Raw genomic sequence first — 21,037 nt, 5'->3', positions numbered from 1 at the left:
AACGTGCTGTACACTTTAAAGTAAGCTAATCAATTGGAACGTTGTCATGTTTTTGTGAAACAGTGAACAATTTATATAGAAAAGGAGTGAACAGAAAGTGAAATTGCTCAAAACGCCGCTGATTGCTGTCCTTCAGATTATGGCTTTGTTTGTTTTTGCGAAATTGATGAATGTGCTCACGGCCTTTTTGCATTTAAGAATTCCGGGCACGATTTTAGGCATTCTGGTCATTTTCTTATTACTTCATTTTAAGATTATTCAATTAAAATGGATTGAACTTGGCGCCGTATGGCTGCTTGGAGAACTGCTGCTATTCTTTATCCCGTCAGCAGTTGGTGTCATTGATTATGGAACATTGCTTTCTCAATCTGGCACAAGTATTGTCCTTGTCGTCTTACTTAGTACCTTTGTCGTCATGCTCTCGACTGGTATCATGACGCAAATGATTGCGAAAAGAAAGGAGCGAAAAAAGCTATGTTAGTTGGCGCACTATTTCTGATCTTAACGGTTCTTTTATATCTCGGATCAAAAGCGGTGTATAAACGGCATCCGAAGGTCTATGTCTCCCCATTACTTGTAACGCCGCTTGTCCTTGTCGTCTTGCTGTTAATCGTCAACATTCCTTACGATGCATACAATCAAGGCGGTAAATGGCTCACGAATATGCTTCAGCCTGCGACTGTTGCTTTTGCCATTCCTTTATATAAGTATTTTCACATTCTGAAGAAGCATGCAGTGGAAATTATTTTGAATGTGGCTTGCGGTTCTGTCATTGCGATCCTATCAACAGCATTTATCGCCAAGTTGTTTCATTTGGATACAGGACTTATTGAAAGTCTTGTCCCAAGGTCGGTCACAACACCAGTGGCGATGAGTGTGTCAGAAATGATTGGCGGCATGCCGTCCGTTACGGCTGTATTCGTCATTTTAACCGCACTGTTTGGGTCAATCATCGGTCCAATGGTCATTCGTTATTTCCGTATTGATAATGACATTGCCATGGGCGTCCTGCTTGGAACAGGTGCACACGGGGCAGGAACATCGAAGGCATTTGAAATGAGCTCCGTCTCAGGGACGATCTCAAGTGTGTCGATGATTCTTTCAGCTATTATTACATTATGTGCAGCGCCTCTCCTCATGTCGTTTGCCTTATAAAAAAGCCATTTCCTTTATCGGAAAATGGCTTTTTCTTATGCTTGTATAAAGACAACCTTTAAATAATTTCCTTCAGGATAATTCTTCGTTGTACGGAAATCCTCAGGAAGTGTATATTCTTCAAGGATACGATAGGTTTGCCCTGTTTCTTTAAAGGCCTGCGCAATAAATCCTTTGAATTTCTTCATACCAAATGCACTGCTATTCGTTGATGCCACAATGACGCCGTTCTCAGCTGTGATTTGGATGGCTTCTTTTAATAGCTTCTTATAATCCTTCGCCGCACTGAATGTGTGCTTTTTCGTGCGTGCAAAGGATGGCGGGTCTAAGATGACAAGATCATAAGTCCATCCTTTTTTCGCTGCAAACGGAAAATATTTAAAGACGTCCATGACTTTCATATCCTGCCCGTCCACATCTATATCGTTGATTTCAAACTGTTCAGCTGTTTTTTTCAAACTGCGGTTTGCGACATCTACACTTGTCGTCCGGCTCGCTCCGCCAAGCGCTGCTGCCACTGAGAATGCGCCTGTGTAAGAAAATGTATTAAGCACGGTCTTTCCTTTTGCATAACGATCTCGAATCGCTTTTCTCACATGACGTTGATCAAGAAAAATGCCTGTCATCGCACCATCATTTAAGTAAACCGCTACGTTCATGCCATTTTCTTTCACGATGAGAGGAAATTCACCTTTCTCTCCCTTCACAAAATCATCATCTTCTATATACTGTCCAGACGTATCAAATCGTTTCTTTTCATAAATGCCTTTATAGTCTGGATATACGTGCTCAAGTGCAGCCAATACTTCCGCCTTGAATGTATAAACTCCTTCGCTATACCATTGGATGAGATAGAAACCGTCATAATGATCAATCGTGAAGCCGCCAATGCCATCTCCCTCTCCGTTGAACACACGGAAAGCAGTCGTCTGCGCATCACGAAATAAATGCGTTCTGCTTTTCGCTGCCTGCTCAAGCTTGGAGACAAAAAAGGCTTGGTCTATTTTTTCGTTGGCATCAAATGTGAGTACCCAGCCGATTCCTTTATTTTGTATACCATAATATCCTTTTCCTAAAAAGGCGCCTCGCTCATCCACCCATTCAATCAGCTCGCCTTCTTTCACACCGCTTACATGAGATACAGCATCTTTGGAAATGAGCGGATATCCCTTTTTCACTTGTTCTGCAAATGTTTGTTTTAATGAGATTTTTTTCATTTGTGTCATCCTTATCCTAAATTGACTCTCTCTATCCTATCATATGAATGTATACGTTACTTCTATTATGATAAGATGAGGAGAAAAATATCAACACACCATAGAGGAGGCTCTTTTTTTGACGACATTACGATTAGATCATACAGGTATTATGGTCACAAATATTGATCAGTCCATTGATTTTTATGAAAAGGTCGTGGGCATGAAATTAAAGGATCGCATCACTCATACAAACGGAGTCATTGAACTTGCATTTCTCGGCTTTAAAGATGAGACAGAAACGGAAATTGAGCTCATCCAAGGGTACAGCAGCGACCTGCCATCTGAAGGAAAGGTCCATCATCTTGCCTTTACAACAGACAATATTCATGCTGAATTCAATCGTATTCAAAAGCTGCAAATTGAATTAATTGATGAAGAAATTACGACGTTACCAAATGGATACTGCTACTTCTTTTTCAGAGGCCCAGACCAAGAATGGATCGAATTCTTCCAGCGCTAATATTTCCTAGGAAATGGGGCCAGTTACCTTTATCATCATATAAACTGCGATATTTCTTAGGCTCCATAAAAGAAAAAGAGTAAGAGCATCCATATGCCCTTACTCTTTTTTTATAACACCTTACTAAGAAATGATTTTGTCCGCTCATGCTGCGGGTTTCCAAAGAGAGTCTCCGGTTTGTCTTCTTCGACAATATATCCGCCATCCATAAAGATCACGCGGTCTCCTACCTCTCTCGCAAAACCCATTTCATGTGTGACCACAATCATTGTCATGCCTTCGACGGCTAATTGTTTCATAACTGCTAATACATCCCCGACGACTTCAGGGTCAAGAGCAGAGGTCGGTTCATCGAATAATAACACTTTCGGGTCCATTGCCAAGGCTCTTGCAATGGCGACACGCTGTTTTTGTCCACCAGATAATTGGTTAGGGTAGCTTTTGGCTTTGTCTTTTAAGCCGACCTTTTCAAGCAGGTCTATTGCTTTATCGACTGCCGCCTTCTTGTCGGCGCCTTTTACCTTCATCGGTGCAATCGTGATGTTTTCTAAAACGGTTTTATGAGGAAATAAATTAAAGTGCTGAAACACCATCCCCACTTCTTGTCGTACTTTATTGATATTCACCTTTGGATCTGTAATCGTATGTCCGTGGACAACGACTTCACCAGCCGTAATATCTTCTAATTTATTGAGACATCTTAGAAACGTGCTTTTGCCTGATCCAGAAGGACCAATCACACACACTACTTCCTTTTCTTCGATAACTGCATTAATGTCCTTTAACACTTCGTGATCGCCAAAGGATTTCTTTAAATTTTTCACCGTAATCATACTCATTTGATATCAAATCTCCTTTCTGCATAGCTAGCCAGTAGAGAAAGTAAATAAATGATCACGAAATAAATAATACCGACAATGAGCCAGACATTCAAAGGATCAAATGTTGCCGATGCCTGTACTTGTCCCCGCTGCATAATATCGGCGATTCCGATAATCGATAAGAGAGACGTGTCCTTCAAGCTGATGATGGCTTGGTTTGTAATCGCTGGAAGCATGCGGCGGAATGCCTGCGGAAGGACGATAAAGCGCATGTTTTGTCCCCCTGTAAAGCCTAAAGAGCGCGCAGCTTCTGTTTGTCCTTTATCAATGGACTGAATCCCTGCACGAATAATTTCTGAGAAATAAGCCCCTGCATTAATCGCTACTGTAATAATCCCTGCCGGCACTCGATCAAGCGATATGAATTCAAGTGTATTCAAACCAAAGTAAATGAAGAATAGCTGTACGATAAATGGTGTGCCTCGAATGGCATTGACAAAGACAAGTGCGATGAAATTTAAGATTTTAAAAGGTGACAGACGGAATAATGCCACTATTAAACCGATGATAAATCCTAAAATGATGGCAACAACAAAGATATATAAAGTGGTTTGCAAACCATCCATTAAATATGGAAATGCATTAATAATCGTGTCCATGTTTCTCCCTCCCTAATTCACATACGGTGCCACATAAAGAAAGCGCGCTCGGAGCGCGCCTCGCTTGTGTTATGACTTCAAATATTTATCAATAATTTTGTCATATTCACCGTTTTTCTTTAGGTTCTCTAGACCTTTATTGATCTTCTTCAATAGGTCTTGGTTTTTCCCCTTCATCACAGAAATACCATACTGGTCTCCATTCAATCGGTCTCCAACTGTTTTCAATTTTAAATCTTGTTGTGCGATTGCATACGTAATGACAGGATAATCCTCAATTAAGGCATCTGCATTTCCGTTTGAAACTTCCTGGAACATCGATGGGCTGTCATTAAATTGAACAACTTCATACCCATATTTATCTGCGTTATCTGATGCAAATTTTGCACCTGTCGTCCCATTTTTAACAGCTAGCTTTTTCCCCTTTAAATCATCAATTGATTTGATGCTGCTGTCCTTTTTCACAACAACTGTCAGTCCAGCGTCGAAGTATGGATCTGAGAAATCTACCTTCTTCTTACGTTCATCTGTAATACTCATCCCGCCCATTCCTACATCAAGCTGGCCTGCCTGCATTGCTGGAATAATGCCTGAGAAGTCCATAGCTTCAAGTTTCACTTTGAAGTCTTGGTCTTTCGCGATTGCGTTAATCAGATCAACGTCTATTCCTTCATATTTACCGCCCTTTTCAAATTCAAACGGCGGATATGTTGTATCTATCCCTATTTTATATGTGCCTTTGCCTTCTCCCGAACCGCTGTCCGATTTTGATCCACAGGCTGCCATGACGAGCACAACAATGAGTACCATGATCAGTAACATCGATTTTTTCATAAAACACGACCCCCTATTGTCAGTTTTGTCTAAATATTCGCAATACCAATAATACTATACCACGCTAAATCTATAGCGTGTGATATTTTTTATCAATACCAAAGATCCATACTATACTAGATCAATAGTCTCTTTAAATTTTACTTTTTTGCGAATAACTCATTTTATTCTAAAAGAAGAGTGATTCACAATTATGATGTGAGATAATCTTACAAAAAAACGAGACATCACCTTGAAAATCTCCGTTTTTTCTAACATACGAAAACAGACTCTTGAATTACCTTCTTCTCTCTATTGATATCGTAATATATTTTTTCCAAAACCCTCTTTTTACCTAAAAATATGTAAAAGCATACAAAAAGGTGGATGGTCCCTATTTCTTTCACAACTGGTTGAATTTACATCAAAAAACATGTTTTACAAATTGCAAGAGAGCGCTTAAAATATAAGAAGATACTGAATATGGAAAGTGAATTCAGATGAATGGAAATCGAACTAGATGGATAGATGAAGAAAGGAGGATATAAATTGGCCGAAACAGGTGTTTTGTCGTCCGTTGATGTAGCGAATATGTTAAATGACTGGTATGTCATGATGAAAAAAAGAGAAATACAAGGTGCGATCCAGCTAAAAGAAGAGATTCTTCAAGCGTTTGATCGAATGGAAGAGAATCAAGACGTCTTACTTTACTATCAATTGCTAGAGTACCGTTTTAAGGATCTCATCGAAGATACAGCTTCGTTGGATCATAGTCTTTTTGTTGATGAAAATGCGATCCGTACAGATGACATGCTCAGTTACTATTTCTATTTCTTTAAAGGAATGTATGAAATGCGCAGAGGCAATCAGGATACGGCATTTCACCTTTTAAAATTGGCCGAGGATAAATTAGATCTCGTGCACGATGACATTGAAAAAGCAGAATTTCATTATAAAACAGGGTGTCTTTACTATAATATAAGGTCCACGCTTCTCTCCATACACCACTTAAAGATGGCTTCATCTATTTATGACGCAGATCCATGTTATGTGAAAAAATCAATCAGCTGTCAAATGATGCTCGCTTTGAATTATGCTGATCAATCGAAATATGATGAGGCAGAGTCATTATTTGAAGAAGTGATTCATTCACTAGAACAAATGGAAGACCCAGATTTACTTGGTCACGCGTATTGCAATGCAGCTTTTATTAAAAGTCTTAGAAATGAATACAGTGAAGCTGTGCCGCTCCTAGAAAAAGCTTTATTGATCGAGACATTTGAAACGTCTTCTCCAGGCGGCTACTTACTTGCCATGTATGCCTATACAAAAGCACTATTCAAGCTGAAAAAGCCTGGTTTATTCCACTATTATGTACAGCTTTCACTACAAAAAGCAGAAAATTTAAAACAACGAAACATTTCACTTAAATTATCCATTTTAGAAACACTTATGCTTCAGCCAGACAACATGATGGAGCAAATCAAATCTTATTGTGATCAATTAGAATCTATGAATTTCCTTGTCGATCTTGAAGCCATCTGTCAGGATGCAGCTGCTTACTTAACGGATCTTGGACTTCAAGAAGAATCCACTTATTTCTGGAACAAGGCGTTGTCCTTAAAAACTTGTTAAGAATATGGAGTGATGTATGATGAAAAAATGGTTTATCACAACTGCGATTTTGACACTCTTGATAACAGGTGTTTCCATTGGCGCTTCTATCCAAAAAGACAGCCAATCTGCACAATCTCAAGATATCATTCAAAAGAGAGACCGCGGCACCAATCCTTAAAAATGAAAAAGAGCAGCTGTGAATATAACAGCTGCTCTTTTCTATGCGCTAATCAATTTCTCGTTTAATATTTTGCATTTTTTCATCTAAGTAATGGGCGATATCTGCCGCTTCCTTCAATTCATCGGTCAGCTGATGAGGGACATCGTTTTGCAGTTTATAATAGATTTTATGTTCAAGACTCGCCCAAAAATCCATCGCTATGGTCCGTACCTGAATCTCAACCTTCACATGCTCCACACGATTCGTTAAGTACACAGGGATTTCCACAATTAAATGAAGACTTCTGTAGCCATTTGGTTTTGGATGTTGAATGTAATCCTTCACTTCAAGGATTTTTAGATCCTCTCTTTGCCTCAATACATCCATAATATTATAGATATCTTGAATAAAGGAGCAGATGATACGGACACCTGCGATATCATGGATATACTCCTTGGCACATTGTGTTGTGATGTCGCATCCTTTTCTTGCTAATTTATTTACAATGCTTTCAAAGGATTTGATTCGTGATTTTGTATGCTCTATTGGATTGTGTCCATGGATTAAATTATATTCCTGGCTGATAATTGAAAACTTTGTATCCATTTCATCTAATGCAAATTTATATACTAATAATTCATTTTTCCAGTCTTCCATGACGTTTTTCAAATCTTCTACATGAGTTGCTGACATATTCATTTCTTTTTGTCATCTCCTTTTGGGAAACGGCGGCTGCACCGCTTTCCGTTTACTAGACGGAGAAAGGACTCAAAAGGTTTTAAAAAATACGTCGTCAGCCTCGCTGTTTGTAATACGTTAACGCCAGCGCAAGCGCGAGTACAGAGCCTTTCACAATATCCATCGCGTAATAAGGGACAGACATCATCACAAGTCCATTTTGCAAAATACCGATGAGCACAGCCCCAATAAACGTACCAAATGCATTTGGCTTTCCTGCTCCCATGACGGAAAAACCGATAAAAGCTGCCGCTACGCCATCCATTAAATAAGGTGCGCCAGCATTTATTTCCGCTGTCATCACCCTTGATGCCAGCACAATACCACCGATTGCTGCAAATAAAGCCGAGAGCAGATATGCTGCGATTTTATATTTGTTTACATGAATACCGGACAATCGAGCCGCTTCCTTATTCCCTCCAATAATGTACATAAATCGGCCGTGCTTTGTGTAGGTCATGAAAACATGTGCAAATAGCACAATGGCTGCCATTAAGAGAATGATATATGGCACCTGGCCGATTTTGCTGAAAAAGGCGGGGATTGTGCCCGTTGAGAATGTACCGTCAGGCAGCACCATGTTTTCAGAAATGGTCGCCCCTTTCGTATACGTTTGAGCCAGTCCTTGAATGATAAACATCATAGCTAATGTCATGAGCATATCTGGAATTTTCATTTTGACAATCATCAAGGCATTGAGTAAACCAACAATAAGGGCAGCCGCTAGCGCAGAGAGGATCGCAATCAGCGGGTTTTGCGAAAACCACACGAACATAGAAATCACAATTGCATTCGATAACGTTGCGACTGATCCGACTGATAAATCAAAGCCGTTTACTGCCAATGAGATGGTAAGGCCCACCGCAATAATGGTCACAATGGAGATAGACCGTAAAATATTGATGATATTCCCTGATTGCAAAAACGCTGGATTCGCTGCCGCAAATACCACAATCAATACGACAATGGTTAAGATCGTGCCATATCGATAAAAGAAATCAAATAGATGAAAGGATGGCCGCTGTTTTTTCATTTGCTGCACAGGGGCTGGAATTTGTCGTTCACTCATGATTGTCCTCCTGTTGAATGATATAAAAGCTCTTCCTCAGTCGTTGGCGCAGTCATTTCCCGGGCAATGCTGCCATCATACAGCACGTAGACTCGGTCTGCGATACCTGCAATCTCCGACAGCTCACTTGACGCATAAATCACAGATTTCCCGCGGGCGGCAAGCTCTGCAATCAGGGTGAAAATATCTTTTTTCGCTCCAACGTCAACGCCTTTTGTTGGTTCATCAAAGAGATAGACATCCGCCTCAGCCAGCAGCCATTTTCCAATGGCAATCTTCTGTTGATTTCCACCGGATAGATGCTTCACCTTTGCTTCAAGAGAAGGCGTTTTGACACCAAGCCGTTTGACGATTACGTCTGCTTCCCGCTTTTCCTTCGAACGATGTAAGAAGCTGAACACCCGTGAGAATGAACGAAGACTTGCAGCCGTTAAGTTCCACCCCACGCTCTCTTCTGTTAGAACTCCTTCCTTCCTCCGCTCTTCCGGCACAAGGGCCATTCCAGCTCTCACGGCTTGATAAGGCGATGTGATGCGAACGGTTTGACCATGAAGCTGCACAGTTCCCGTCTTTTTTTCTGAGGCGCCGAAAAGGGCTTTACACAATTCCGTTTTTCCAGCACCGACAAGGCCAGCAATTCCGAGAATTTCTCCCTTTTTCACATGAAGATGAATGTTGCGTAATTTATGCTGGTCGTTTAGCTGCTTCACTTCAAGCACAATGGGTGCATCCTTCAAAGGTGTACGGAGCGGGAATTGCTCCTCTAATGGCGCACCTAGCATTTCTTCAATGATCTGCTGCGGATTTGTATCTTGAACGAGGTGAGCTGCGACATCGGTTCCATTTCGCATCACTGTCAGTTCATCACAGATGGTGAAAATTTCAGGCATGCGATGGGAGATAAACACAATGCCCGTTCCATTCTGTTTCAGCCGATCAATCATTGAGAATAACTTGCTTGTTTCTGTATGACTAAGAGGAGCCGTTGGTTCATCTAAGATTAAAATGCTGCATTTAATCGAAACGGCCTTGGCAATGAGCACCATCTGTTTTTCTGCAAGGGTCAGATCACTCACAAGGCGTTTTGTGGAGATGTCGATGTCCATTTCTTTTAATAGTTGAGCTGCCTTACGGTGCAGCTCTTTCCAGCCGACAAATGTTTTTTTCTCAATCTGATGCATCATCATATTCTCACCAACACTTAAGTAGGGAACTAGCGCCGTATCCACTTCTTGATGGACCGTCTGCACACCATATGAGGCCGCATTCTTTGGGGTTTGAATGGATGCCGCCTGACCATTGATATGGATGCTTCCTTCATAGTGCGAATGAGCGCCAGAAAGAACTTTCATTAACGTGGACTTCCCAGCACCATTCGCTCCAATCAGCGCATGAACCGTCCCTTTTTTTAATGTAAAATTCACTTGATCTAACGCTTTTACTCCTGGGAATTCAATCGAAATATGTTTCATACAAACAAGCGGCGAAGTCATAGGTGTCCTCCTTCTCATGATCATCATCTGAAAAACGAAACACCCTCTATGGAAGAGAGTGCACGGTGTTTATTTTGTATAATGCTTCTTCAAGGTCTTCATCCAATCTTCTTCAAAAGCAGTCGATGAGCCGAATCCCTTCACTTCGTCTGCAAGATTGACCATATTGATGGCTTTTCCTGCTTGTTGAAGCTGATTTTGCGAGATGAGAGAGGCCTCAAGGTCATAGGAAGATGGTGTTTTCTCGCCCGCTATTTTCTTCGCAAGAATTCTCACGTCAACAGCGCCGATGAGCTTCGGATCAACCGCTGCTGTGTACTTCCATGGACTTTCTTTCGCTGTCATTTCTTGAAGATCAGCATTTGACACATCAATCCCGTAAATCTTCACCTCTGTTCTTCCTGCTTCCTTTAGCGCTCTTGCTGCGCCAATGGCAAAGGCATCCCACGTGGCAAAAATAGCGTCAAGTTTACCCTTTGGATATTTATTCAGCATCGCTGCCACTGCATTTTGCGTCTGAACAGACGTATCAGAGGAAGCAATGCCAAAGCGGTCAAGTTCCTTGATCCCTGAATGTTGGTTGAGCGTTTCTTGATAGACCTTGTTTCGTCTCACCATTGGCGGGAACCCATCTACCCAGAGGTATGCAATATTTGCTTTTCCTTTAAAATCAGACACGAGTGCGTCTAGTGATTTTTTCGCTAATTGTTCGTCATCTTGAGACGTCACTGTGACCCCTTCGATGTCCTTCAGCTTAGGATTCGAATCAAACGCTACGACTGGAATGCCCTTCGCTGTGATCTTTTTCACGTCAGCGACGGTCGCCTCGTCGTCCCCATGAGAGATGATAAAGCCATCATAATTTTCTTCCAGCGCCTGAGAGATCGCATCATGGAATTTCGCTGTATCCCCGTTTGCGGTGTAGACATCTACCGTAAAGCCAAGCGCTTCACCTTCTGCCTTCGTCCCAGCTAAAAACTGCGCTGTATGATCATCTCCTCCGATTTTACGGATGACTTTAATTTTTGCTCCCTGTCCCTTTGCAAATCGCTTCGGTACATTGTCAAAGGAGACCTTTTCGTTCGCATTTGCCTTTGAGCCTGCACTTGATCCAGTGCCGCAGCCCGTTAATAGGATCGTCAATACCATTAATAATATAAGACATGATGTAAAATGCTTACGCTTCATTACTGTTCCTCCTCAAGTTGTTTTTATTTTTCTCATCGGAAAACTAGGTAAAATAGTAGGAAAACGCCAGTAAACTTTTCTTTCATTTGAAAAAGAGACGAAAAAAAGCCTCTCCTGGAAAGAGAGGCTTGATCACCGTTGCATGAAACATGTATCGGGAAGTCTTCCTCTCTTATCTGTCAAAGCTGTAACAGCTTTGCAGGAATTAGCACCAATTTCTATAGTAGAAACGGTTGCCGGGCGTCATAGGGCCAGTCCCTCTGCCTCTCTTGATAAGAGATCCGTTATGAAATTTTGTTTTAGTTAAAATGTCTTCTTTACTTTAATGTGATGTGACAACAATGTCAATGATTTTTTTGAAAATTTAAAACAATACATTTGTGGTTCATACATGCTTAACTTCCGATGATTTTCTTAGCAGGTGATGATTTCTTCAGGCGAAAGTCATATTTTTTCTCATTCACAAATTGTGGATTGAGGTGTGCTGATCCTTTATCTTGGCCGCTTTTCAAGAGATACGTTTTGTAGCCTTCCATCCATTTCCCGCGCCATACCCACTGTGATGCCTTCGCACCTTTTCGGTCGTCATACACGTTCTTCTGGAAGGTATTCTTTTGATTCACTCCATAAAGATTCACGACTAAGTAATGCGACGCACTCGCTGTCATAATATTATTCGTGATTCGATTGTTCACGGCTTGATATTGCATCAACAATTGACCGCCTTCTAAGCCGGCTGTGTCATTTTTGTACAAAATATTATGTGAGATCGTCGTATTTGTTGTTCCGCCTCGCTTTTTATCATAGCCGCCAATTGAAATACCTGTATAACGGTTCAAATACACTTGATTGTGTTCGATGCGAATGCGATCTGCCATTTTTCCTTTATGTTCACTTGTGACTTCAATCCCCAGGTCATTGTGATGTGTGATGTTATGATCAATCACAATGTCCTTCCCGCCATCAACATAAATTCCGCCAGCGGAGATGTCTTTGCCATAGGCTGGATTCCCTGCACTCGTAATCTCATATACTTTGTTTTTAGATACGACACCATTTCTGACTTGATCGTACTTTTTAGAAGGTGCTACGTTCTCAAAACCAATTAAATCAATGCCTATATTATCTGTGTGGCGAACCGTGTTATGTGTCACACGGAACTTGTTGACGTTCCCATTTAGCACAAGCGCTTCACTGAAGCCAAGCTTTAATTTTTCAACAGTGTTTCCTTTGATTTCAATGTCTTCAATGGCCGCAGGAGCTTTTGTTCCATAGACCGCAATACCGTGCGCATTCCCATTTTTGTGTTTCGTCTGAATGTCATACACTCGGTTGTTGAGCAGTTTGACGCCTTTGCCGCTTCCTTTGATGAAAATACCGACTGGTGTCACATCTTCCTTATTCGTCTTGAGATGTCCCACCGTCAGACCTTTGAGGGTGATGTAGCTTTTTTGATCGATCGTGACAAGACCGCCATCTGCTTGATTTCCTTTAAGAGAAGCCCCGCTAATGACAGGTTTTTCTTTTCCGTAAGCTTGAAAGATAACGGGTGCTTTCTTTGTACCTGAATGGCGGACAATCAATTTCTCTTTGTATGTGCCGCCTCTCATGTAAATGGTTGCCCCGGCTTTCGCCATACTTGCCGCTTTTTTCAGCGTGCGAAAAGGTTTTTGCTTCATTCCCGGGTTTTTGTCGTTTCCGTTTGGCGCCACGTAATAGGCTGTGCTTTGCTTAGCGCCAGCCTCCTCTGTCATCGCTTGACAGCCGAAGCTGATCACGGTCATGAATAAAATAAGTAAAATGCCTAGTATCGCTCGTTTCATCTTGTTGTTTGCTCCTTTCACTTCTCTTCTTCCTTTATCGGTTAAAAAAAAGAGGATTAAAATATGAGAATGCCCCTTGCAATGTACTAGTCAAAAGGTGTATGGTTGAAAGAATATCTTACAGGAAAATCATCCGCTTTTAAATTGTCAGATTAATCAGTTAATAATGCATTTGGATTTTATTTCTTTATTAAAAAGGGGTGACATGAGGCAGACTGATGGCAGAGAGAAGGAAAGCGCTTTAACAGATTTTTCTTATCTGAATTCCAGAAAAGCTATTGCTAATATTTTGTGAAGGTATAGAATAGAATCATAATTATTTCATATTATTAGAATTTTCAAATAATCAAACAGCAAGGAGATTTACGATGCCAAAACAACCCATCCGCGTTGAACTTAGTTCAACAAAAAAACCAAAACCTCAATCTGATCAACTTGAATTCGGAAAAATCTTCACAGATCACATGTTTGTGATGGATTATTCCATTGATCAAGGCTGGTACGATCCCAGAATTATACCTTATCAGGCCATTCCAATGGACCCAGCTTCGATGGTCTACCATTATGGGCAATCTGTTTTTGAAGGCTTAAAAGCTTATGTTTCTAAGGATCAGAAAATTCTCTTATTCCGTCCGGAAAAGAACATGGAACGCTTAAACAGATCCAATGACCGCCTGTGTATCCCGCAAATTGATACAGAAACGGTTTTAGAGGGCTTAAATGAACTCATTCGCATTGATAAGGATTGGGTACCTGATGCAGAGGGCACTTCCTTGTATATCCGTCCATTCATTATTTCCACTGAGCCGTATTTAGGCGTTGCGCCGTCAAGCACGTATAAGCTGCTGATTATCTTATCTCCAGTGGGATCTTACTATAAAGAAGGCATCCACCCGGTCAAAATTGCAGTTGAAAACGAATTTGTCCGTGCCGTTAAGGGCGGGACAGGAAATGCCAAAACAGCTGGAAACTACGCCTCAAGCCTCAAGGCACAGCAAGTCGCTGAAACCAAAGGCTTTTCACAGGTTCTTTGGCTTGATGGAGTCGAGAAAAAGTACATTGAAGAAGTCGGGAGTATGAATATCTTCTTTAAAATCAATGGAGAAATCGTGACGCCTGAATTGAACGGCAGCATTTTAGAAGGCATCACCCGTAACTCTGTACTTGAGCTGTTAAAACATTGGGGTATTCCAGTGACAGAGCGTAAAATTTCGATTGATGAGTTAATTGAAGCACATCAATCAGGTGAGCTTGAAGAAATTTTTGGAACTGGAACGGCGGCCGTCATCTCTCCTGTCGGGGAATTAATTTATCACGATCAGCCATATGTGATTCAAGATGGTCAAACAGGTGAAGTATCGAAGAAATTGTATGAGGCCATTACCGGTATTCAAAAAGGAACACAGCCAGATATCTTCGGCTGGACAGTAGAAGTCGACTCGGTCGTTAAGCAGACATAAGCATGTAAAAGAACCTTTCAGTCATGAAGGGTTCTTTTTTTGTTTATTTACCCCTCCAATATACCTTATAATGGTAATCATACGTATAAGGAGTGATGGTATGTTTTTTACTTATTTACTAGCGTTCTTAGGTATTTGCATCGGATCGATGATCATAGCTACAGGTTTCGACGATTCACCGTTCCTCACCCGGTTTCTATTTAAGGTTCTCGGGATTTTTATCCTTGTTCTTTCCATTACTTTTGTAAAGGTTAGACGAAAGAGGCTACACAACAAAAAGGCGAAATAGACTTAGATGTCCAGTCAGCCGCCCATCAAATCGTGCACCAAAACAAGACCGATACCCCCACAATCGCCCCTGCATATATCCACTGTTTCCTTTTTATGCTCCGCTTTCTTTCGATCAGTAAAAAGATCTCTGGTAAAAAGACGATGATGATTTCTAGGATAAAGACAAGATAATAAACAAGCGGCATGGGCTGGAAATCAAAGTCTCTTTCATCTCCACCAATCGTTGCGAAATACATCAACAGGTTGGTCACTGGAATGGTAAAACAAACGAGCAGGCGGAGAACATAAATCCACACATACTGTCTATGACGAATAAGACCAATAAATGAAGCAATGATGCCATACAAAAACAAGACCACTGTGCCGTAACTCATCAGTGGTTGAACGATAAAGCCGTAAAGCATTAAACCAATTGCAACCATATTCAAACCGTCCTTTCTTTGAAGCCATACATGCTGTTTTTTTCTATCATACACTTCTTTCTCGAATTTCCATATGGGGCAATGATAAAAAACGACCCCATAAAGGGGCCATTTTGTTTTACGCTTTGACTGATTTGAAGAATTGCGGTAAATATTCACGATGCGCTTCGAGCATTTCATCTAAAATTTGCTTTGCAATTTCATCAGATGGGACAAGCGGATTAATCGTCATCGCCACAAGAGCCGTCTCGTAATCTCCTGTTACAGCCGCTTCTGCTGCCACACGCTCGAATGATTTGATTTGTTGAACGAGCCCTCTCACAGCTACAGGCAGATCGCCCGTCGCAATTGGTTTTGGTCCGTCCTTCGTAATGATACAGTTCACTTCAACCGCTGATTCAGCCGGAATGCTGGCAATCGCCCCTCTGTTCACTGTATTGACAGGTTGGATGTCATGCTTATCATTATAGATGGAGCTGATTAAGTTACATGCCGCATCACTGTAATACGCCCCGCCTCTTTTTTCGAGCTGCGGTGGTTTAATCGATAAATCAGGATTTTTATAGAGCTCAAATAATTCTTGCTCGACTTGCTGTACAACCTCTGCTCTTGTTCCTTTTTCTTGGGCCGCTTTTTGCTCTTCTTCCAGCATATCTTTCGTTTTATAGTAATAGCGATGATACGGACATGGGATCACCCCTAAGCCTTTCACAAAAGAAGGTTCCCAGTTTTTCGCTTCAATGTTCTTCATAGACCACTGACTATTCGGATTTCCCAATTCATCGAGCACTTGATCCATGATGCTGACCCCGTCTAAATACACGTCTAACCCATAGACCATGTGATTGAGGCCCGCAAACTGTACCTCGATTCGCTCAACATCCACATCAAGCGCCTTGGCAATCCCCATTTTGATCCCAATTGGTACATTGCATAGACCGACTACTTTTTTTAGATTTGTGTAGCGCAGCACAGCTTCTGTGACCATGCCTGCCGGATTTGTAAAGTTCACAAGCCATGCATCTGGACAAAGTTCTTCCATATCCTTCACGATGTCTAGAATGACCGGGATGGTCCGAAGACCTTTAAATAAACCGCCTGGTCCGTTCGTTTCCTGACCGATGACGCCGTATTTAAGCGGGATTCTCTCATCTTTTGCCCGTGCTTCCAGCAGTCCTACACGAAATTGTGTCGTCACGAAATCTGCGTCCTTCAGGGCTTCCCGGCGGTCAAGCGTCAGGTGTACCTCAATCGGCAGACCGGCTTTTTCAACCATGCGTTTCGCGAGAGCGCCCACGATGTTTAACTTTTCCTGACCCGCTTCAATATCCACTAGCCATAATTCCTTTACAGGCAATTCATGATATCGTTTGATAAACCCTTCGACAAGCTCAGGCGTATAGCTCGATCCTCCGCCTATTGTGACAATTTTGATTCCATCTTTCATGAATTGACACCTCCGAGTTGCTTCATTTTTTCATGGATCTCGATGATTTCCGCCGCGAGTTCCTTGACGGTCATTGCGTTCATGAGATGATCCTGTGCATGGATCATTAAGAGACTGATGTCGGTCTTTTCTCCTCTAATTTCTCCTTGGATCAGCTCTGTCTGTGCGTGATGCGCCTCATTTAACGCGTCTTGTGCTTCCTGCAATTTTTGCTTCGCCTCATCAAAGTTTCCTTGCTTTGCACTTGTAATGGCCTCCATCGCAGAGCTTCTGCCATTCCCGCCATGTAAGATGAGTTGAAACACAATTTGTTCCATTTCCATCGGCCGCATCCCCCTTGTTTCCTCTATTACATGCTGACGACATTTTCATCAGTTGATGCTTTTGTTTCTAGCTCACTTTCTTCTTTTAATTTCTGCTTATCCCACATTCTAAAGAATGGGTAGTATAAAGCGAATGACAACGCCAGGTTAATCAGCTGCATGACAGCACCAGAGATTTTGCCTCCTGTGGCGAGATAGCCTGAAATGATGGGCGGCATCGTCCATGGAACAGCAATCCCCGCTGGTTTTGCTACAAGTCCTGTGCTCATTCCGATATATGTGGTGATGATCATCATGATTGGCGTAAGGATAAACGGAATGAGAAGCATTGGGTTCATGACAATCGGCATTCCAAAAATGATCGGTTCGTTGATGTTAAAGATGGCTGGCCCAATGGCAAGTCGGCCAAGCTGTTTCATTTGTTTACTTCTGGCACGTAAGATCATCGTCAGCACTAAAGCAAGCGTTGCACCGCTTCCGCCGACATTGATGAAGATTTCAAAGAACTGCGCTGTGAAGATATTTGGCAGCACTTCTCCTGCTTGGAATGCGAGACGGTTCTCATCCATCGCACCGAGCCAAATTGGGCCCATGACGCCGCCGACAATGGTTGCTCCGTGAATACCACATGCCCAGAGGAGCATTTGCACACCAATGGCGACAATACTTCCGCCTAAGCTTCCACCAAGAATGGAAAGCGGTGTGCCAATTAAGACCGTGATGATATTATGAATACTCTCAAATGGTGTCATCTCAATCACAAGTCTAACGACCCAGATCAGCGTGATGACCACAAAACCTGGAATAAGTGCGATAAACGATTTACTCACTGCTGGCGGTACACCATCAGGCATCCTAATGACGATATTCCGCTGGACAATGAATCGGTAAATTTCAGTTGAAAGCATGGCAATAATCATGGCAACGAATAACCCTTTACTGCCCATCAATGTGACTGGAATTCCCCCACCTACTAGGATGGCTTCTGTTGAGCCTTCAGGTGTGAAAGGAACTTGATATGGTGTCGCCAAAAGGAAAGCTGCAACAGCGATCGCACCAGATGATAGGGCATCCACTGCATACTTTTCAGCAAGCCTGTAGGCAATCCCGAAGGTGGCAACAAGTGCCATAATGTCAAAGGTTGCATTAACAGGATAGGATAGTTTCGTGGCCCATTCAGCTCCGAAGATACTTGCCATAAAATCGCTGTATCCTGGGATCGGAAGGTTGGCTAAAATGAGAAACAGTGAACCGACAATAATGAGAGGCATGGTTAAAACAATTCCGTCACGCAATGCTTGTAAATGTCTTTGAGCGGCAATCTTCCCTGCAAACGGCATGACCTTCTCTTCTAGAAATCGGTTGAATCCATTCATCCCTTCCGCCTCCTTTATCCGTTCACTAACTGTTCAGCAGATTTTAAAACCTCAGCCCCATTACATACGCCATAATGCACGGTATTAATGACGTCGACTGGAATTCCTTTTTCTTCTCCGAGCTTTTTCATTTGTGGTAATAAATATCGAACCTGTGGTCCTAATAAAAGCACATCGGCTTGATCAATATGACTTTTTGCTGAATCTCCAGATACTGCCCAAATACGATAGTCTTTTCCTTGTTCTTGTGCGCTTTTCTCCATTTTTGTTACTAGTAAGCTTGTTGACATACCTGCTGCACAAACCAATAAGATGTTCATGTGTAAACGCCCCCTTTTGAAAGTGTGAAGCTTTTCTTTACACATTCATCATATTATGAAACCGCTTTCATAAACACCTATACTTTTTCCTTTAGGAAGCGGAAAAAGTTAAGATCACACTGTTAGTTCTTGTACGAAGGGACCTTTTTATACATGGTATCCAGCATGTCTTCAAATGTATCACAGGCGATGAGATGCTGAATGAATTTCACATTATGCACAAGCTCGCCCAGCAGACGGTACATCCCTTTTAAATCTTTGGCATTCTCTTTTTCGACACAAAGCAAGCAGACAAATTGAACTTTTTTCTCTCCCCATATGATCGGTTTTTCTAATGTACATATCGCCCAAAACGTCTCTTCTGTCAGCGGCGTCATAGGGTGCGGAATGGCTGTATAATGCCCGAAGGATGTAGGAGCAGCCTCTTCTCTTTCCATCACAGAAGGTGTAAGCTCTGCTGGTGCTAAACCCATATCGATGATTTTTTCCGTGAGAAAGGTGATGACCTCTTCCTTTGTTTGAAAGGCGCATTTTGTAAAGACCAATTCCTTTTTCATATATTGAGAGGCCAATGTCACCCTTGTTTCACTCGTCAGGGCTTCTTCAATTTTTAAAAAGTCGCCGCCTCCTAAAATGGTGTTTACTTGTATGACTGGAATCGGTAAATCCATCTGAATCGGGACCGTTGTAATAATCAAATCCAGGGCATGTAAAGACACATGCGGAAACGAATAAAGCTCTGCTGTTCCTAAAATGGTCAGTTTTGACCCAAATTGTGACCGCAAACGATCCTGAAGCAGCCTTGCACTCCCTGCACCAGATGCACAGACAATGAGACATCGCTTCGGCGGAATCTCCATTTTCCTCCGCTCTAAAGCCGCACCAAAATGAAGCGCCATATATCCGATTTCATTCTCATGAATACTCAGCCCCTCCTCTTCTTCTAGGACCCTGCTGGCGATAATACCTGCTTCAAAAGCAAGTGGATACCCCGCCTTTATTTCATCAAGCATCGGATTTCTTAAGTTCATTCCATATTTACACCGGGTCATGGCTGGCTTTAAGTGCAGACTCAGTCCAATCATTAATTCCGCATCGCCGGCTAAATCAAGCTGCAGTTTTTGATCAATGGCTTGGAGCATAAGCTGAACAAGACGGCTCGTGTCATCATCCACAATTTGTTTTTGACCACTCGATGAAAAGGACTGTACCATTTTGGCTGTTCCTAATAAATGAATGGCGATATAGACGATCTCCTCTTGTGGAAAAGAGACGTCCAGCAGTCCTTCAAGGCATTCCACCATTTTTTTAGCGACCTTATATTCCTTTGCCTGTGGTATCTCATTGATTTCCTCTGGCAAAACAGATACATAGTTTCCGTGTCTAATCCGTTTGCAGGCAATCGCAACATGAACGATTAAATTATTCATGCAAATGTCTGATAGATTCATTCTTTCTTCATTGATATAATCAATCATTGTTTTCTGAATCAATTCCAATTCATGTTTTGGCAAAATGGTGACTGCTGTGTTCAGCATCGTTTGGCAGGAACGGCGTTCATTGAATAAATATTCTGACATACAATAACGAATTTTCATCTCCGATCCTTTGATTCGGCAGCCTTTATTCGGCTTCGCATCCAGCTTCAGATCAAATGGCTCAAGCTTGCGTTTGACCCATTTCATATCGTTACTCATCGTCGATTTACTAATAAACAGCTGGCCCTGTAAGTCTTCCAGTTTCACATAAGACTCTGCGAGAAGCAGCTTCTTTAAAATAAACCGAACGCGCTCCTCCGGCAGAACAGCCAGTGGCTCTTCCTGTTCGACCTCCTCTTTCATAAAACGGCGAAAGGCATTCTCATCGTTGATCAACAGCTCATAGCCAGCTCCTCGAACAGCTGATACAGCCGCTTGATAAGGAGCGAGACGGTCGTTCAGTTCCTTGATGTCTGTACGAATGGTGCGGCTTGTCACTTGTAAGCTGACAGAAAGCGCAGCGCTTGTGAGCGGGGTCTCCGCTGCCATGAGCTGACTTAAGATGTGCGCCAGTCTTTTACTCAGCATCAGATCGGCCTCCTTATGTAAGGGTGGAGAATCTGCCTTGTCTGGACAGGGTGTATACGCTTGCAGTTCTCTTCATT

Annotated in this window: 21 protein-coding genes and 1 riboswitch; of the genes, 6 read left to right on the top strand and 15 right to left on the bottom strand. The window is 42.1% G+C overall.

What is annotated here, in order from left to right:
- The first annotated feature begins 97 nt into the window (after window positions 1-97).
- Together ACSSTM_RS12985 and ACSSTM_RS12980 are read left to right on the top strand one after the other, a co-directional pair.
- Window positions 98-481, top strand: coding sequence for a CidA/LrgA family holin-like protein (locus tag ACSSTM_RS12985; RefSeq protein WP_268495961.1), 384 nt, complete (start codon window positions 98-100; stop codon window positions 479-481).
- Window positions 475-1,155 (top strand): CidB/LrgB family autolysis modulator, encoded by a 681-nt coding sequence (locus ACSSTM_RS12980; protein WP_034660418.1) that lies wholly within the window; start codon window positions 475-477, stop codon window positions 1,153-1,155. The genes ACSSTM_RS12985 and ACSSTM_RS12980 overlap by 7 nt, the downstream gene beginning before the upstream one ends.
- A gap of 35 nt (window positions 1,156-1,190) precedes the next feature.
- Here the strand turns inward: ACSSTM_RS12980 and ACSSTM_RS12975 are convergent, their stop codons facing one another.
- On the bottom strand, window positions 1,191-2,372 hold the full coding sequence (locus ACSSTM_RS12975; RefSeq protein WP_437404200.1) for a class I SAM-dependent rRNA methyltransferase: 1,182 nt from the start codon (window positions 2,370-2,372) through the stop codon (window positions 1,191-1,193).
- Window positions 2,373-2,490: 118 nt separating this feature from the next.
- On the opposite strand from ACSSTM_RS12975, the gene ACSSTM_RS12970 reads away from it, so the two are divergent.
- Window positions 2,491-2,874: a VOC family protein gene (locus ACSSTM_RS12970; protein WP_034660421.1), complete on the top strand. Its 384-nt coding sequence runs from the start codon at window positions 2,491-2,493 to the stop codon at window positions 2,872-2,874.
- A 110-nt stretch (window positions 2,875-2,984) separates the two neighbouring features.
- Here ACSSTM_RS12970 and ACSSTM_RS12965 read toward each other — a convergent pair whose 3' ends face one another.
- The 3 genes from ACSSTM_RS12965 to ACSSTM_RS12955 form a co-directional block, all read right to left on the bottom strand.
- Window positions 2,985-3,713 (bottom strand): amino acid ABC transporter ATP-binding protein, encoded by a 729-nt coding sequence (locus tag ACSSTM_RS12965; RefSeq protein ID WP_034660423.1) that lies wholly within the window; start codon window positions 3,711-3,713, stop codon window positions 2,985-2,987.
- Window positions 3,710-4,354, bottom strand: a complete 645-nt coding sequence (locus tag ACSSTM_RS12960) for an amino acid ABC transporter permease (RefSeq protein ID WP_003215015.1) — start codon at window positions 4,352-4,354, stop codon at window positions 3,710-3,712. The genes ACSSTM_RS12965 and ACSSTM_RS12960 overlap by 4 nt, the downstream gene beginning before the upstream one ends.
- Window positions 4,355-4,423: 69 nt before the next feature.
- Window positions 4,424-5,188, bottom strand: a complete 765-nt coding sequence (locus ACSSTM_RS12955) for a transporter substrate-binding domain-containing protein (RefSeq protein ID WP_187704233.1) — start codon at window positions 5,186-5,188, stop codon at window positions 4,424-4,426.
- 528 nt (window positions 5,189-5,716) lie between these two features.
- Between ACSSTM_RS12955 and ACSSTM_RS12950 the strand changes: the two genes are divergently transcribed.
- Entirely contained in the window at window positions 5,717-6,802 is a 1,086-nt protein-coding gene (locus tag ACSSTM_RS12950) for a Rap family tetratricopeptide repeat protein (RefSeq protein WP_309416021.1), read from the top strand.
- A gap of 19 nt (window positions 6,803-6,821) precedes the next feature.
- Window positions 6,822-6,962: a hypothetical protein gene (locus tag ACSSTM_RS12945; protein ID WP_162839379.1), complete on the top strand. Its 141-nt coding sequence runs from the start codon at window positions 6,822-6,824 to the stop codon at window positions 6,960-6,962.
- A gap of 48 nt (window positions 6,963-7,010) precedes the next feature.
- On the opposite strand, the gene ACSSTM_RS12940 is transcribed toward ACSSTM_RS12945, so the two are convergent.
- The 5 genes from ACSSTM_RS12940 to ACSSTM_RS12920 form a co-directional block, all read right to left on the bottom strand.
- A complete protein-coding gene (locus ACSSTM_RS12940) occupies window positions 7,011-7,643 on the bottom strand; it encodes a GTP pyrophosphokinase (RefSeq protein WP_003215004.1) in 633 nt (210 codons plus the stop codon).
- Between the two features lie 94 nt (window positions 7,644-7,737).
- Window positions 7,738-8,751, bottom strand: coding sequence for an ABC transporter permease (locus ACSSTM_RS12935; protein ID WP_034660426.1), 1,014 nt, complete (start codon window positions 8,749-8,751; stop codon window positions 7,738-7,740).
- Window positions 8,748-10,244, bottom strand: a complete 1,497-nt coding sequence (locus ACSSTM_RS12930) for a sugar ABC transporter ATP-binding protein (protein ID WP_095285634.1) — start codon at window positions 10,242-10,244, stop codon at window positions 8,748-8,750. The genes ACSSTM_RS12935 and ACSSTM_RS12930 overlap by 4 nt, the downstream gene beginning before the upstream one ends.
- 69 nt (window positions 10,245-10,313) lie before the next feature.
- The gene (locus tag ACSSTM_RS12925) at window positions 10,314-11,432 is read right to left on the bottom strand and encodes a substrate-binding domain-containing protein (RefSeq protein WP_437404199.1); all 1,119 of its coding nucleotides are present in this window, start codon (window positions 11,430-11,432) and stop codon (window positions 10,314-10,316) included.
- A gap of 169 nt (window positions 11,433-11,601) precedes the next feature.
- Window positions 11,602-11,711: riboswitch (SAM riboswitch) on the bottom strand.
- A gap of 116 nt (window positions 11,712-11,827) precedes the next feature.
- Window positions 11,828-13,255, bottom strand: a complete 1,428-nt coding sequence (locus ACSSTM_RS12920; protein WP_420734977.1) for a DUF1565 domain-containing protein — start codon at window positions 13,253-13,255, stop codon at window positions 11,828-11,830.
- 368 nt (window positions 13,256-13,623) lie between these two features.
- Between ACSSTM_RS12920 and ACSSTM_RS12915 the strand changes: the two genes are divergently transcribed.
- Complete coding sequence (locus ACSSTM_RS12915; RefSeq protein ID WP_095285632.1) at window positions 13,624-14,715, top strand: branched-chain amino acid aminotransferase; 1,092 nt, start codon at window positions 13,624-13,626, stop codon at window positions 14,713-14,715.
- A 314-nt stretch (window positions 14,716-15,029) separates the two neighbouring features.
- On the opposite strand, the gene ACSSTM_RS12910 is transcribed toward ACSSTM_RS12915, so the two are convergent.
- The 6 genes from ACSSTM_RS12910 to ACSSTM_RS12885 all read right to left on the bottom strand — a co-directional run bounded on the left by ACSSTM_RS12910 (window position 15,030) and on the right by ACSSTM_RS12885 (window position 20,960).
- Entirely contained in the window at window positions 15,030-15,428 is a 399-nt protein-coding gene (locus tag ACSSTM_RS12910) for a hypothetical protein (protein WP_034660737.1), read from the bottom strand.
- 118 nt (window positions 15,429-15,546) lie between these two features.
- A complete protein-coding gene (locus ACSSTM_RS12905; RefSeq protein WP_034660430.1) occupies window positions 15,547-16,875 on the bottom strand; it encodes a 6-phospho-beta-glucosidase in 1,329 nt (442 codons plus the stop codon).
- On the bottom strand, window positions 16,872-17,198 hold the full coding sequence (locus tag ACSSTM_RS12900; RefSeq protein WP_095285631.1) for a PTS lactose/cellobiose transporter subunit IIA: 327 nt from the start codon (window positions 17,196-17,198) through the stop codon (window positions 16,872-16,874). Before ACSSTM_RS12900 ends, ACSSTM_RS12905 begins: the two co-directional genes overlap by 4 nt.
- A gap of 26 nt (window positions 17,199-17,224) precedes the next feature.
- Entirely contained in the window at window positions 17,225-18,574 is a 1,350-nt protein-coding gene (celB, locus tag ACSSTM_RS12895) for a PTS cellobiose transporter subunit IIC (RefSeq protein WP_060597567.1), read from the bottom strand.
- A gap of 14 nt (window positions 18,575-18,588) precedes the next feature.
- Window positions 18,589-18,894, bottom strand: a complete 306-nt coding sequence (locus ACSSTM_RS12890) for a PTS sugar transporter subunit IIB (protein WP_034660433.1) — start codon at window positions 18,892-18,894, stop codon at window positions 18,589-18,591.
- 122 nt (window positions 18,895-19,016) lie between these two features.
- Entirely contained in the window at window positions 19,017-20,960 is a 1,944-nt protein-coding gene (locus ACSSTM_RS12885) for a BglG family transcription antiterminator (RefSeq protein WP_095285630.1), read from the bottom strand.
- Window positions 20,961-21,037: the final 77 nt, after the last annotated feature.

The sequence above is a fragment of the Bacillus sp. RK1064 genome (assembly GCF_051488405.1).
Classification (GTDB): Bacteria; Bacillota; Bacilli; order Bacillales; family Bacillaceae; genus Bacillus.
This window is presented reverse-complemented; position numbering and strand designations above follow the sequence as displayed.

What these genes read in the sequence shown, in the direction of transcription:
- ACSSTM_RS12910 (WP_034660737.1), bottom strand. Translation starts at nt 15,428, where the DNA reads ATGGTTGCAATTGGTTTAATGCTTTACGGCTTTATCGTTCAACCACTG.
- ACSSTM_RS12925 (WP_437404199.1), bottom strand. Translation starts at nt 11,432, where the DNA reads ATGAAGCGTAAGCATTTTACATCATGTCTTATATTATTAATGGTATTG.
- ACSSTM_RS12935 (WP_034660426.1), bottom strand. Translation starts at nt 8,751, where the DNA reads ATGAGTGAACGACAAATTCCAGCCCCTGTGCAGCAAATGAAAAAACAG.
- ACSSTM_RS12955 (WP_187704233.1), bottom strand. Translation starts at nt 5,188, where the DNA reads ATGAAAAAATCGATGTTACTGATCATGGTACTCATTGTTGTGCTCGTC.
- ACSSTM_RS12900 (WP_095285631.1), bottom strand. Translation starts at nt 17,198, where the DNA reads ATGGAAATGGAACAAATTGTGTTTCAACTCATCTTACATGGCGGGAAT.
- ACSSTM_RS12945 (WP_162839379.1), top strand. Translation starts at nt 6,822, where the DNA reads ATGAAAAAATGGTTTATCACAACTGCGATTTTGACACTCTTGATAACA.
- ACSSTM_RS12940 (WP_003215004.1), bottom strand. Translation starts at nt 7,643, where the DNA reads ATGAATATGTCAGCAACTCATGTAGAAGATTTGAAAAACGTCATGGAA.
- celB (WP_060597567.1), bottom strand. Translation starts at nt 18,574, where the DNA reads ATGAATGGATTCAACCGATTTCTAGAAGAGAAGGTCATGCCGTTTGCA.
- ACSSTM_RS12885 (WP_095285630.1), bottom strand. Translation starts at nt 20,960, where the DNA reads ATGCTGAGTAAAAGACTGGCGCACATCTTAAGTCAGCTCATGGCAGCG.
- ACSSTM_RS12965 (WP_034660423.1), bottom strand. Translation starts at nt 3,713, where the DNA reads ATGAGTATGATTACGGTGAAAAATTTAAAGAAATCCTTTGGCGATCAC.
- ACSSTM_RS12915 (WP_095285632.1), top strand. Translation starts at nt 13,624, where the DNA reads ATGCCAAAACAACCCATCCGCGTTGAACTTAGTTCAACAAAAAAACCA.
- ACSSTM_RS12960 (WP_003215015.1), bottom strand. Translation starts at nt 4,354, where the DNA reads ATGGACACGATTATTAATGCATTTCCATATTTAATGGATGGTTTGCAA.
- ACSSTM_RS12890 (WP_034660433.1), bottom strand. Translation starts at nt 18,894, where the DNA reads ATGAACATCTTATTGGTTTGTGCAGCAGGTATGTCAACAAGCTTACTA.
- ACSSTM_RS12930 (WP_095285634.1), bottom strand. Translation starts at nt 10,244, where the DNA reads ATGACTTCGCCGCTTGTTTGTATGAAACATATTTCGATTGAATTCCCA.
- ACSSTM_RS12975 (WP_437404200.1), bottom strand. Translation starts at nt 2,372, where the DNA reads ATGAAAAAAATCTCATTAAAACAAACATTTGCAGAACAAGTGAAAAAG.
- ACSSTM_RS12905 (WP_034660430.1), bottom strand. Translation starts at nt 16,875, where the DNA reads ATGAAAGATGGAATCAAAATTGTCACAATAGGCGGAGGATCGAGCTAT.
- ACSSTM_RS12980 (WP_034660418.1), top strand. Translation starts at nt 475, where the DNA reads ATGTTAGTTGGCGCACTATTTCTGATCTTAACGGTTCTTTTATATCTC.
- ACSSTM_RS12920 (WP_420734977.1), bottom strand. Translation starts at nt 13,255, where the DNA reads ATGAAACGAGCGATACTAGGCATTTTACTTATTTTATTCATGACCGTG.